General features: G+C 71.5%; 11 protein-coding genes. 8 read left to right on the plus strand and 3 right to left on the minus strand.

Translation table 11 applies throughout. From position 1 onward, the window contains the following. Positions 1–29: 29 nt before the first annotated feature. The 7 genes from J2W21_RS09750 (at position 30) to J2W21_RS09780 (ending at position 7,727) form a co-directional block, all read left to right on the plus strand. Entirely contained in the window at positions 30–1,919 is a 1,890-nt protein-coding gene (locus J2W21_RS09750; protein WP_307114317.1) for a PEP-utilizing enzyme, read from the plus strand. Next, complete coding sequence (locus J2W21_RS09755) at positions 1,912–2,673, plus strand: SDR family NAD(P)-dependent oxidoreductase (protein WP_307114318.1); 762 nt, start codon at positions 1,912–1,914, stop codon at positions 2,671–2,673. The genes J2W21_RS09750 and J2W21_RS09755 overlap by 8 nt, the downstream gene beginning before the upstream one ends. 57 nt (positions 2,674–2,730) lie before the next feature. Next, entirely contained in the window at positions 2,731–3,054 is a 324-nt protein-coding gene (locus J2W21_RS09760; RefSeq protein ID WP_307114319.1) for a 2Fe-2S iron-sulfur cluster-binding protein, read from the plus strand. Position 3,055: 1 nt separating this feature from the next. Beyond that, on the plus strand, positions 3,056–4,363 hold the full coding sequence (locus J2W21_RS09765) for an NAD(P)/FAD-dependent oxidoreductase (protein WP_307114320.1): 1,308 nt from the start codon (positions 3,056–3,058) through the stop codon (positions 4,361–4,363). A gap of 87 nt (positions 4,364–4,450) precedes the next feature. Further along, positions 4,451–5,233, plus strand: a complete 783-nt coding sequence (locus tag J2W21_RS09770) for an HD domain-containing protein (protein ID WP_307114321.1) — start codon at positions 4,451–4,453, stop codon at positions 5,231–5,233. Beyond that, entirely contained in the window at positions 5,230–6,798 is a 1,569-nt protein-coding gene (locus J2W21_RS09775; RefSeq protein ID WP_307114322.1) for an aldehyde dehydrogenase family protein, read from the plus strand. The genes J2W21_RS09770 and J2W21_RS09775 overlap by 4 nt, the downstream gene beginning before the upstream one ends. Before the next feature lie 137 nt (positions 6,799–6,935). Further along, positions 6,936–7,727, plus strand: coding sequence for a GAF and ANTAR domain-containing protein (locus tag J2W21_RS09780; protein WP_307114323.1), 792 nt, complete (start codon positions 6,936–6,938; stop codon positions 7,725–7,727). An 18-nt stretch (positions 7,728–7,745) separates the two neighbouring features. On the opposite strand, the gene J2W21_RS09785 is transcribed toward J2W21_RS09780, so the two are convergent. Then, entirely contained in the window at positions 7,746–8,606 is an 861-nt protein-coding gene (locus J2W21_RS09785) for a helix-turn-helix transcriptional regulator (protein WP_307114324.1), read from the minus strand. An 86-nt stretch (positions 8,607–8,692) separates the two neighbouring features. Between J2W21_RS09785 and ilvD the strand changes: the two genes are divergently transcribed. Beyond that, positions 8,693–10,582: a dihydroxy-acid dehydratase gene (gene ilvD, locus J2W21_RS09790; RefSeq protein ID WP_307114325.1), complete on the plus strand. Its 1,890-nt coding sequence runs from the start codon at positions 8,693–8,695 to the stop codon at positions 10,580–10,582. 114 nt (positions 10,583–10,696) lie between these two features. Here ilvD and J2W21_RS09795 read toward each other — a convergent pair whose 3' ends face one another. Both J2W21_RS09795 and J2W21_RS09800 read right to left on the minus strand, forming a co-directional pair. Continuing rightward, positions 10,697–12,157 (minus strand): benzaldehyde dehydrogenase, encoded by a 1,461-nt coding sequence (locus J2W21_RS09795; protein WP_307114326.1) that lies wholly within the window; start codon positions 12,155–12,157, stop codon positions 10,697–10,699. Between the two features lie 82 nt (positions 12,158–12,239). Beyond that, the gene (locus tag J2W21_RS09800) at positions 12,240–13,055 is read right to left on the minus strand and encodes an IclR family transcriptional regulator domain-containing protein (RefSeq protein WP_307114327.1); all 816 of its coding nucleotides are present in this window, start codon (positions 13,053–13,055) and stop codon (positions 12,240–12,242) included. Positions 13,056–13,070 lie beyond the last annotated feature (15 nt).

Genomic DNA, 13,070 nt, shown 5'->3' on the forward strand with positions numbered 1-13,070 from the left:
CCGCCCGAAACAAGCGACAGGACACACCAATGTCGATGAAGTCCTTCCCGAAGCCGTCCGAGCTCCCGGTCCCCGCCGGAGCCGAGGGCTGGGAGAAGCTGTACCCCTACTACCTCGTGTTCCAGGACAAGCTGAAGGAGCAGGAGGACGCCAAGTTCTGGTTCTGCGACAGCCAGCACTGGCCCACGGTGTTCAAGCCGTTCGAGACGATCGGCGGCGAGTTCGCCGTCAAGTGCCTGGGCCAGTACAACGCCCGCCACCTCATGATCCCCAACGCGAACGGGATCGAGTTCCGCATCCACCTCGGCTACCTCTACATGAGCCCCATCCCGGTGCCGGAGGACCAGATCGCCGAGCGCGTGCCGCTCTTCGAGGAGCGCGTGGGCTACTACTTCCAGAACTGGCCGCGCCTGCTCGAGCAGTGGCACACCAAGGTCAAGGGCACCATCGACGAGATGGAGCAGATCACCTTCGCCAAGCCCCCGGCGGTGGTCCCGATCGAGGACATCCGCTCGGGCAAGGCCAAGGACGGCTCCGAGGTCCTCCTCGACAACTACGACCGCCTCATCCAGCTCGCCTACCAGAACTGGCAGTACCACTTCGAGTTCCTCAACCTCGGGTACATCGCCTACCTGGACTTCTTCAACTTCTGCAAGCAGGTCTTCCCGAACATCCCGGACCAGTCGATCGCCACGATGGTGCAGGGCGTGGACATGGAGCTGTTCCGCCCCGACGACGAGCTCAAGGGCCTCGCCGCCCTCGCCGTAGAGCTCGGCATCCAGTCCGCATTCGAGAATGCGGACGACGCCGACGCCACCCTGGGCGCGATCCGCGCCTCCGCCGGGGGTGACCACTGGATGCAGCGGTGGGAGGAGGCCCACGAGCCGTGGTTCAACTTCACCGTGGGCAACGGCTTCTACGGGCACGACAAGTACTGGAACGAGCACCCCGAGATCCCGCTCAACTACATCAAGGACTACATCGCCCGGCTCGACGCGGGGCAGGAGATCCTCCGCCCGGTCGAGGCGCTCGTCGCCGAGAAGGAGCGGATCGTCGAGGAGTACCGCGAGCTGCTCGACGGCGACAACCTCGCCCTCTTCGACGCCAAGCGCGGCCTCGCCGCCCAGTGCTACCCGTACGTGGAGAACCACAACTTCTACATCGAGCACTGGACCATGGGCGTGTTCTGGCGCAAGGTCCGCGAGCTCTCCCGGATGTTCCACGCCGAGGGCTTCTGGACCCAGCCGGATGACCTCCTCTACCTCTCCCGCAACGAGGTCCGCGACGCCCTGTTCGACCTCGTCACCTGGTGGGGCGTGGGCGCCTCCGAGCCGATCGGCCCGAGCTACTGGCCCGCGGAGATCGAGCGCCGCCGCGCCATCGTCGACGCGCTCAAGACCGCCCGCCCGGCCCCCGCGCTCAACACCCCGCCGGCCTCCATCACCGAGCCGTTCACCCGCATGCTCTGGGGCATCACCACCGAGCAGGTGCAGCAGTGGCTCGGGGAAGGCGAGGCGGTCGACGGCGGCGGCCTCCGCGGCATGGCGGCCTCGCCCGGCGTCGTGGAAGGGCCCGCGCGGGTCATCACCGACTCCGACCAGCTCTCGCAGGTGCAGCAGGGCGAGATCCTCGTCGCGCCCGTCACCGCGCCCTCCTGGGGCCCGATCTTCGGCAAGATCGCCGCGACCGTCACGGACATCGGCGGCATGATGAGCCACGCCGCGATCGTGTGCCGCGAGTACGGCCTCCCGGCCGTGACCGGCACGGGCTCGGCGTCGACCACGATCGTCACCGGCCAGCGGCTCCGGGTCGACGGGACCAAGGGCACCGTCGAGATCCTCGACGCCGCCGTCGTACAGGGTCCCGGCGCCCACTCCCACGAGCACGGCGAGCACACGCAGGAGCCGGCGCATGCCTGATCCCCAGACCACAGCTCCCCGGCTCGCGCTCATCACGGGCGCGGCCGGGGGCCTGGGCCGGGCCTTCGCCCTCGGCTTCGCCTCCCGCGGCTACAAGGTGGCCGTCGCGGACGTCAACGCTGCCGGCGCCGAAGAGACCGCCCAGCTCCTGCGCAGCCAGGGGACAGAGGCCCTCGCCCTGAAGGTCGACGTCACGGACGTCGCGTCCACCGAGGCGATGGCCGCGGAGGCCGCCGAGTTCGGCGGCGGCCGGATCGACGTCGTCGTCAATAACGCCGCGATCTACGCGACGGTGACCCGCAGCCCGTTCGAGGAGATCGACCCGGCCGAGTGGGACCTTGTGATGGGCGTGAACCTCAAGGGCCCGTGGCTCGTGACCCGCGCCGCCAGCCCCTATCTGGGCGAGGGCGGGCGCGTCATCAACCTCTCGAGCGCCACGATCTACTCCGGCTCCGAGCAGTGGGCCCACTACGTGGCCTCCAAGGGCGGCGTCGTGGCCCTGACCCGGGTCCTGGCCAAGGAGCTCGGCAGGCGCGGGGTGACGGTCAACGCGATCGCCCCCGGCTTCACGCTCACCGAGGCCAGCTACGGGCTCATGGAGAACGCCGCCACGTACGGCGTGGACCGCGGCGCCATCAAGCGGGCCAGCCAGCCCGAGGACATCGTGGGCGCCGCCCTCTTCCTCGCCAGCCCGGACTCCTCCTACATGACCGGCCAGACCCTCGTGGTCGACGGCGGCCGGCAGTTCATCTAGCGGGTCTCCGCACCCCATCTCAGACCACCTGACACCAACTCTCAGGAGAGCACCCCAATGACCACCATCGTCCACTACACCGACGCGGAGGGCACCGTCCGGGACATCGAGGGACGCCCCGGCGACTCCGTCATGGAGACCGCCGTGCGCAACGGCGTGCCGGGCATCGTCGCCGAGTGCGGCGGCTCGCTCTCCTGCGCCACGTGCCACGTCTTTGTCCGCGAGGACTGCCTCGACAAGCTCCCGCCCATCGAGCCCATGGAGGACGAGATGCTCTACGGCACCGCCGTGGACCGCGAGGAGAACTCGCGCCTGTCCTGCCAGCTCAAGCTCGCCGACGGGATGGACCTGTACGTGACCACCCCGGAAACCCAGGTGTGACATGACCGCCTCTGATTCCCAGCCAACGGGCACCGGCGCAGAGCCGACCGGCCTGCTGATCATCGGCGCGAGCCAGTCCGGCGTCCAGCTGGCCATCTCGCTCCGCGCCCTCGGCTTCGAGGAGCCCATCACGCTCCTCGGCGAGGAGAACCACCGCCCCTACCAGCGTCCCGCCCTCTCCAAGGAGTGGCTCCAGGGCGAGGTGGGCAACGAGTCGCTCATCTTCCGCTCGAACGAGTACTGGGACGAGCACGACGTCACGCTCGTCAAGGACGAGCGGATCACTGAGATCCGGAAGAACCCAGATGGTTCCGGGGTCGCGATCGCTGAGTCGGGCGCGGAGTTCCCGTTCCAGCGCCTGGCCCTCACCGTCGGCGCGCGGGCGCGGAAGCTCGCGATCGACGGCGGTGACCTGGCCGGCGTCGTCTATCTCCGCAACGCCGACGACGCTCTGGCCCTCAAGGCCATCGTGGGCAGCGCGACGGACGTCGTGGTGGTGGGCGGCGGGTTCATCGGCCTCGAGGCCGCCTCGAGCCTGAAGAAGATGGGCAAGAACGTGGTGGTGCTCGAGGCCGGGCCCCGGCTCGTGGGCCGCGCCGTGGGCGAGGAGACCGCCCAGTTCTTCCTCGACGCCCACCGCGCCCGCGGCCTCGACATCCGCCTCGGCGCGAAGATCACCCGCTTCGCCGGCAGCGACGGTGCGGTATCCGGCGTCGAGCTCGAGGGCGGAACCGTGCTGCCCGCGCAGATCGTGCTCGTGGGCATCGGCGTCGTGCCGAACACGGAGCTGGCCGAGCAGATGGGCCTCGCCGTGGACAACGGCATCGTCGTGGACCAGCACGCCCTCGCCTCCGACGGCACCACCGTGGCCGTGGGCGACTGCGCCAACATGCCCAACCCCGTCCCCGGATCCCCCGCCGGCGAGCGCATCCGGCTCGAGAGCGTCAACAACGCGATCGAGCACGCGAAGGTCGCGGCGTACTCGCTCATGGGCCGCCGCGAGGACTACGCGGGCATCCCGTGGTTCTGGTCCAACCAGGCCGACCTCAAGCTCCAGATCGCCGGCCTGTCCATGGGCTTCGATGCGACGGTGGTGCGCCGGGACGACGAGCGCGGCAAGTTCTCCGTCCTGTACTACCGCGCGGGCCGGATCATCGCCGCCGACTGCGTCAACGCCCCGCTGGACTTCATGGCCGTCAAGAACGCCCTTGCCAAGGGCCAGAACATCCCGGCCGATGCCGTCCAGGCCGCCGCGCCGGATGTGCAGCTCAAGACCCTGGCCGTCCCGCTCGCCGCTGCTCCTGCCTGATCGGTGCAACCCCGCATGATCGGTGCTGCCCAGCACCGATCATGCGGCCCAGGGCCGATCACCCCTTTCCTTGCCCCGGAGGACCCCATGACTGACCACCCCACCCTCGCTTCGCCGGAGGCGAGCGCGCCCGCGGGCGCCCCACCGCCCAGCGTCGACAGGCCGGCCATCGACGCCGAGCGCGCCGACGCGTTCGCCGCCGCCTACCCCGTGCGGCCCGTCCCCGCCGAGGGGCCCGTGGACACGCGACCCATCTGCGAGACGCCCGCCACCGCCGGGCCCGGGGGGCGCCTCGACCCGATCTGGAAGGCCGTGGTCGAGTACACCCGCACCCGCGGCAACGACATCCACCTGCCCCTCTCGGTCGCCTACGCCGAGCGCCTGTGCGACGCCTATCCGGCCGCGGACCGCGAGCTCGTGCTCGTCGCGACCCTCCTGCACGACACCGGCTGGGCCCGCGTCGACGAGTCCCGCATCCTCTCCGAGGGCTTCACCGGCGACTGGCGCAAGGCCGCCATCCGCTACGAGCACGAGCACCAGGGCTGCCTCGTGGCCCGCGAGGTGCTGCCCGGGCTCGGGTACACGGACGAGTTCGTCGGCCGGGTCACCGCGATCATCGACGGGCACGACACCCGCCACGTCGCCTACTCCCTCGAGGACGCCCTCATGCGCGACGCCGACCGTCTCTGGCGGTTCGACCGCGCCGGGATCGCCCTCGCGTCCTCGTGGTTCGGCATGGACCCGGCCACCTACACGGACCGGCTCGCCGCCGAGATCGTGCCCGAGCTCATCACCGCCGCGGCCGTCGAGATGGCCACCACCGACCTCGCGCGCTCCACCGCGCTGCTCCAGACGGGAGTGCTCCGATGACCACGACGCCAGTCCAGCCGAGCGCGGGAGGCGAGGCTTCGCCGTCGTCCGTCCACGACGCCCGCGAGCGCCGCGCCGCCCTCGCCCTGCCCTACACGCGGGTGGACGACGTCTTCGTCGACGGCGCGTGGATCCCCGCGCGGGCGGCCGGGCGCAACCCGGTCACCGACCCGGCCACGGGCGAGGTCTGGGGCGAGGTGCCGGACGGTTCGGCGGAGGACGTGGACGCCGCGGTGCACGCCGCCCGCCACGCGTTCGACGCCGGCCCCTGGCCCCGCCTCTCCCCCTCCGAGCGCGCGGCGTACCTGCTGAGGATCGCGGACGAGATCGAGTCGCGCGCGGAGGACCTCGCGCTGACGAACACGCGCGAGAACGGCTCGCCGATCACCGAGACGCGCGGGGCGGCGGCGAACGCGGCCGGGATCTTCCGCTACTTCGCGACGCTCGCCGAGTACCTCGAGCGCGAGGATGTGCGGCCGTTCCCGTTCGCGCCGGGCCAGGAGTCCGTGGTGCGCCGCGACCCGGTGGGGGTGTGCGCGCTCATCGCGCCGTGGAACTTCCCGATCAACCTCGTGGTCATCAAGCTCGCCCCGGCGCTGCTGGCGGGGTGCACGGTGGTCATCAAGCCGGCCTCGCCCACGCCGCTGTCGATCCGGTTCATCGTCGACGCCGTGGCGGCGGCGGGGGTGCCGGCCGGCGTCGTCAACCTCGTGACGGGGTCGGGCCGGATGGGCGATCTGCTCGTGAAGCACCGGGGCGTGGACAAAGTCGCGTTCACCGGGTCGACCCCGGTGGGGCGGCGCATCGCGGCCGCGTGCGGGGAGCTGCTGCGGCCGGTCACGCTCGAGCTGGGCGGGAAGTCCAGCGCGATCGTGCTGCCGGACGCGGACCTGGACGCGATGTCGAAGGTGCTCATCCGGTCCTCGATGCGCAACACGGGCCAGACCTGCTACATCTCCACCCGCGTCCTCGCGCCGGCATCGCGGTACCGCGAGGTCGTGGACATGGCGGGCGCTGTGATCGCGGCGGCGCCGCAGGGCGACCCGCTCGACCCGGCGACCGTGTTCGGGCCGAACGCCACGAAGTCCCAGTTCGAGACCGTCTTGGGATACGTCGAGTCGGGCCTCGCCGAGGGCGCGCGGGCCGTGACCGGTGGGCGTGCCGCGTCTCTGGGCGGCGGCCTCGAGGACGGTTACTTCGTGGAGCCGACCGTCTTCGCCGACGTCATCCCCTCGATGCGGGTCGCCCGGGAGGAGATCTTCGGCCCCGTCCTGACGATCCTGAAGTACGACGACGCGTCCCCGTCCCGCGGGGTCGACGAGGCCGTGGCACTGGCGAACAACACGGAGTTCGGGCTCGGCGGCCTCGTGTTCTCCGCGGACCCGGAGGCGGCCCTGGCCGTCGCCGACCGCGTGGACACCGGCTCGATCGGCATCAACTTCTTCGCCTCGAACCACTCGGCGCCGTTCGGCGGCCGGCACGATTCCGGGCTCGGAACGGAGTACGGAATCGAGGGCCTCGGCGCCTACCTGACCTACAAGTCGATCCACCGGAAGGCGGGGTAGGCGGCGGGAAGACGCGCGGGCCGCGGCCTCCGTCATCCGGGTCCGTGGCCCCCTCCACCCGGGTTGGAACGGCGTAGGCTTGGCATCGCATCATACGGGGCCACAGCGAGGGCCCCGCGCAAGGAGGTGAGGCCGGTATGGACGGCATGGACGAGATCATGGGCGAGACCATGGCCGGACAGGGTCCGGAAGCTGTACTGGCCCGGGCGCAGGAGGACGAGCTCCTCGACCTGTTCCTCGGGAGTGTTGACCTTGCCTCGTTTCTGGCGCGGGTTGCCGTGGTCGCCGCCGAGGACCTCTCGAAGGACACGACCGTCCCCGGGACCGTCACGTGCAGCGTGACGGTGGGCCGGCACGGGCGGCGTGCCACCGCGGGCAGCAGCGACCCGATCGCGGATGCGATGGACGAGCTGCAGTACGCGAGCGGCGAGGGCCCCTGCTCCGAGGCCGTGGCCACGGGCCGCACGGTCTACGTGCCCGATCTCAGCACGACCACACGGTATCCGCGGTATCGGGCCGCGGTTGCCGGGTCTCCCCTCCGCTCGGTCTTCGCCACGCCGATCCCGCTGCCCACCTCCGCCGATGCCGAGGCCGCGCTCAACTGCTACTCGGCCGAGCCTGAGGGCTTCCCCGACGAGCTCCGCGCGCGCGCCGAGGAACTCGCCTCGCTGGCGTCCCGCTCGGTCCACCTCGCGGTGCGCTTCGCCCGCGAGACCGACCGCGTGTCGGACCTCGAGTCAGCCCTCGAGTCCCGCACAGCGATCAACCTCGCGGCCGGGGTGATCATGGCCCAGTCCAACTGCTCGGCGGACGAGGCTATCGATGTCCTCAAGAACGCGTCGATGAACCGGAACCAGAAGCTGCGCGACGTCGCCGCGCTGATCCTGTCCCGCTACGGCAGCGAGGATCCGAAGACCACCTTCAACTGAGGGGCTGCCGCCGCACCCTCAGGAACCGGCTGCGCGCCCGCCCACAAGCTTCGCCATCCGCTCCCCCGTGTCGGAACCGGGCGCGGGCAGGTAGGCCACGATGTGCAGCGTCGGCGCGTCGGCAGGCACGAGCTGGTGCTGCTCGAAGTCCAGCCGCCCGGCCACGGGGTGGAGGAAGGTCCTGGCCCGGGAGGCGAAGCGGCGCACCTCGTGGTCGTCCCACGCCCGGGCGAAGTCCGCAGAGTCCTCGCGCAGCCGCGTCACGAGCTCGACGTGCGCGGCCCGGTCGGCGTGCGAGCCCGCCTCGGCGCGGTAGTCGGCGAGGAAGCTGCGCACCGTGACCTCCCAGTCGGGCAGCATCCCGCGCACGTAGGGGTCGGTGAAGGTGAGCCGCAGGAGGTTCCGGTCCCGGGCGGGCACGGTGGCGATGCCCGGGAAAAGCGCCTCGTACCCGCTGTTCCAGGCGCCGATGTCCCACGTCGAGGTCACGGCGAACGCGGGCGAGGGGTCGAGCGCGTCGAGCAGGTGCTGGACGTGCTCGGGGACCGGCTCCGGGGAGCCGGGAACCTCGCGGGGCGCCGGCGCGAAGCCGCTGAGTCCCAGGATGTAGTCGTGCTCGGGAGCACTGAGCCGCAGGTTCACGGCCACGGCATCGAGCACCTGGCGGGACGGGTGGATGTCCCGGCCCTGCTCGAGCCACGTGTACCAGGTGACCGAGACGCCGGAGAGGAAGGCGACCTCCTCGCGCCGGAGCCCCACGATGCGGCCACGGCCGACGGGCGGCAGGTCATAGTCGGCGCGCACGGCCCGCTCGCGGCGGGAGCGCAGGAAGGCGCCCAGCTCCTTGCGGCGCGTCTCGGCGGGCGTGGCGGTGTCCACGGGAGGCCTCCTCGAACGCTAGCAGTTTCACTACTAGTATCGCTGCCGTCTGGCAGGCGCCCGCGCGCGCGTGAAAGCCTCGTCCCATGCCAGCTCTTCGCTCCCGTACCGTGACCCATGGCCGCAACATGGCCGGCGCCCGCGCACTGATGCGCGCCTCCGGCGTCGCCAACTCGGACATCGGGAAGCCGATCGTCGCCGTCGCCAACTCCTTCACCGAGTTCGTCCCGGGCCACACGCACCTGCAGCCGGTGGGCCGCATCGTCTCCGACGCGATCCTCGCCGCGGGCGCCGTGCCGCGCGAGTTCAACACCATCGCCGTGGACGACGGCATCGCCATGGGCCACGGCGGCATGCTCTACTCGCTGCCGTCCCGCGACCTCATCGCCGACTCGGTCGAGTACATGGTCAACGCCCACTGCGCCGACGCCCTCGTGTGCATCTCCAACTGCGACAAGATCACCCCGGGCATGCTCATGGCCGCCCTGCGCCTGAACATCCCCACGGTCTTCGTCTCCGGCGGCCCCATGGAGGCCGGCCGCGTGACCCTCACCGACGGCTCGGTCCGCTCCCTCGACCTCGTCAACGCGATCTCCGACGCCGTCGACGAATCCATCTCGGACGCCGACATCGACCTCATCGAGCAGAACGCCTGCCCCACCTGCGGCTCCTGCTCGGGCATGTTCACGGCCAACTCGATGAACTGCCTCACCGAGGCCATCGGCCTCTCCCTCCCGGGCAACGGCTCCGTCCTCGCGACCCACACCGCCCGCAAGGCGCTCTACGAGCGGGCGGGCGCCACCGTCGTCGACCTCGCCAAGCGCTACTACGAGGACGACGACGCCTCCGCCCTCCCGCGCTCCATCGCCACCGCGCAGGCGTTCGACAACGCCATGGCCCTCGACATCGCCATGGGCGGCTCGACCAACACAATCCTGCATCTGCTCGCCGCCGCCCAGGAGGCCGGCGTCGAGTACGGCCTGGCCGAGATCGATGCGAAGTCCCGTAAGGTCCCGTGCCTGGCGAAGGTCGCCCCGAACGTGGCCAAGGACAAGACGTACTACATGGAGGATGTGCACCGCGCAGGCGGCATTCCGGCCCTCCTCGGCGAGCTCAACCGCGGCGGCCTCCTGCACACGGACGTCCGCTCGGTCCACTCCCCCGACCTCGCGTCGTGGCTCGACGCCTGGGACATCCGCGGCGGCAAGGCGACCGACGAGGCCCAGCAGCTCTGGCACGCGGCCCCGGGCGGGCAGCGGTCCTCGACCGCGTTCTCGCAGTCGAACGAGTGGACCTCGCTCGACACGGACGCCGAGGGCGGCTGCATCCGCTCGGTCGAGCACGCGTACTCGAAGGACGGCGGCCTCGCGGTGCTCCGCGGCAACGTCGCCGTGGACGGCGCCGTGGTCAAGACCGCCGGCGTGGACGAGTCCATCTGGACCTTCGAGGGCCCCGCGGTCGTGTGCGAGTCGCAGGAGGAGGCCGTCGAGAAGATCCTCAACAAGACGGTCAGGGAGGGCGACGTGGTGGTGATCCGCTACGAGGGCCCCAAGGGCGGCCCGGGCATGCAGGAGATGCTCTACCCCACCTCGTTCCTCAAGGGCCGCGGCCTCGGCAAGAAGTGCGCGCTCATCACGGACGGCCGCTTCTCCGGCGGCACCTCCGGCCTCTCGATCGGGCACATCTCCCCGGAGGCGGCCTCGGGCGGCACGATCGCCCTCGTCGAAGACGGGGACCTGATCCGGATCGACATCCCGAACCGCTCGATGGAGCTCGTGGTCGACGCCTCGGAGCTCGACGCGCGCCGCGAGCGGCTCGAGGCCACGACCGGCTACCACCCGGCGAACCGCGAGCGTCCGGTCTCGGCGGCCCTGCGCGCCTACGCGGCCATGGCCACCTCGGCGGACAAGGGCGCGGTGCGGGACATCGACGCCCTCACCCGCCTCACCTCGCCGCAGGCCCAGCCGGTCGGCTGAGGCCCGGGCATTTCGACACAACTCAGGCGGCTCCTGCCCCCGAAACGGGGCCTGGGCCGCCTGAGTTGTGTCGTTCTGCTCGCCGCCACCCCGCCGCCAGCGCCGAGGCAGGGTCTAGAACGGATAGGGCGCGATCTCCGGCCGCATGGTGAGCCACTGGACCTCGGTGAACGCCTCCATGTTGGCCGTGGCCCCGCCGAAACGGGCGCCCGTGCCGGAGGCGCCCACGCCGCCGAACGGTGCGTTGGCCTCGTCCGAGACGGTCTGCTCGTTGATGTGGACCTTGCCGGAGTGGACGCGGTCGGCGATCTGCATTGCCGTGCCGACGTCGCCGAGGATCCCCACGGACAGGCCGTACTCGTTGGCGTTGACCAGGTCCACGACCTCGTCCACGCTCGAGAACCTCGTCACGGGGGCCACGGGGCCAAAGATCTCCTCGGCGAAGGCGGGGTTGTCGAGGTCGAGGTCGGCCAGGACGGTGGGCCGGTAGAACAGCCCCTCGAAGCTGCCGCCGGCCGCGAGCCGCCCGCCCTGGGCCACCGAGGCCTCGACGATGCCGTGGATGCGGTCCCGCTGCCGCTCGTCGATGATCGGGCCGAGGGCCACGTGCCCGGTGGCGGGATCGCCCACGGGAAGGTGCTCGGCCTTCTCGGCGAGCGAGGCAACGTAGTCCTCGTACACGGTCTCGTGGACGAAGTGCCGGCCGGTGGTCATGCAGATCTGGCCCTGGTGCATGAACGACCCGAAGGCCCCCGCGGACGCGGCCTTGGGCAGGTCGGCGCCCGGGAGCACGATGAGCGCATTGTTCCCGCCGAGCTCGAGGTGCGCGCGCTTGAGCAGCCGCGCCGCCGCCTCGCCGACCTTCCGGCCCGCCGCCGTGGAACCGGTGAAGGAGACGACCCGGACCTCGGGGGCCTCGACCACGGCCTGGCCGGTCTCGGCGCCGCCGGGCAGGAGCGAGAGCACGCCCGCAGGCAGCCCTGCCTCCTCGAACACGCGCATGAGCGTCACGCCGCCGCACACGGCAGTGCGGGGATCCGGCTTGAGCAGCACGGCGTTGCCGAGCGCGAGCGCCGGCGCGACCGAGCGGATGGACAGGATGAGGGGAAAGTTGAACGGCGCGATCACGCTCACGACGCCGACCGGTCGCCGCCGCGCGAAGGACCACCGGTCCTCGTCGGAGGTCAGGACCTCGCCGTGCGGGTGCGAGGGCAGGGCCGCGGCCTCGTAGCACTCGTTCGCCGCGATGTGGGTCTCGAGCTGCGCCTTGGGCGGGATGCCGCCGGACTCCCGGACGATCCAGTCCTGGACCTCCGCGGCGTGGTCCTCCCAGAGCTGGCCGGCCCGGCGCAGCACCGCCGCCCGCTCCTCGGGCTTCTTGGCCGCCCACGCGCGCTGGGCCTCCGCCGCGACCCGGGCCGCCCGGTAGACGTCCTCGCGCGAGGCCGCCCCCACCGAGCCGAGCGTGGACCCGGTGGCCGGCTCGACGACGTCGTGCGTGCCGCCCGCCGCCTCCGTCCAGCCGCCGATGTTCACCTTGCCGCCCCACAGGGCGGCGTCATCGAGAAGTGCCATTGCCGTGTCCTCCTTGATCACTCACATGTCACTGAACGAGCTGGAGCCGCTGAACGAGCCCGGGTGCGAACGGACCCCCGCGTCAGGCCGCCCCTACCGCGCGGGCCGCCTCGGCGATCGACGCGGCCGCCGCCTGCAGCTCGGGCACGAGGCGTGCAACCTCGGCGTCGCGGCCGGCATCCCGGCCGTCGCCATCGATCCGGGCGGAGAGCGCCATGTTGATCGCCGCGACCGTGCGCCCGTCCGCCCCGAGCACCGGGACCGCGAGCGAGCGGAGGCCCACCTCGAGCTCCTGGTCGACGACGGCGTACCCCGCCTCGCGCACGCGGCCCACCTCGGCCTCGATCGCCGCGCGCGAGGTCAGGGTGCGGGGCGTGAGCGGGGCGAGCTCCGCGCGGGCGAAGTAGGCGGCGAGCTCGGCCGGCGTGAGGGCCGCCAGCAGGACGCGGCCCATCGAGGTCGCGTGCGCGGGGAAGCGGGTGCCGGGCGAGATGCCCACCGAGATGATCCGGCGCGTGTGGATCCGGGCCAGGTACACGATGTCGGTGCCGTCGAGGATCGCGAGCGAGGTTGACTCGCCGTGCCGGTGCGAGAGCTCCTCGAGGATCGGCTGGGCGAGCTCGGGCAGCCGCTGCCCGGAGAGGTACGCGTAGCCGAGCTGGAGCACGAGCGGGGTGAGCGAGAAGGAACGCCCGTCCGTGCGCACGTACCCCAGCTCGACGAGCGTGTGGAGGAACCGGCGGGCCGTGGCCCGCGTGAGCGCCGTCCGGGCGGCGACCTCGGAGAGGGTCATCTCCTGGTGCTCGGCGTCGAACGCGCGGACCACGGCGAGCCCGCGCGCGAGCGACTGCACGAAGGCGTCGCCGGGTTTCGACTCCGCGTCGCTCCGCTCAACCACCGGAAACTCCACCGT

This window comes from Sinomonas atrocyanea, from assembly GCF_030811715.1.
Lineage (GTDB): Bacteria > Actinomycetota > Actinomycetes > Actinomycetales > Micrococcaceae > Sinomonas > Sinomonas atrocyanea_A.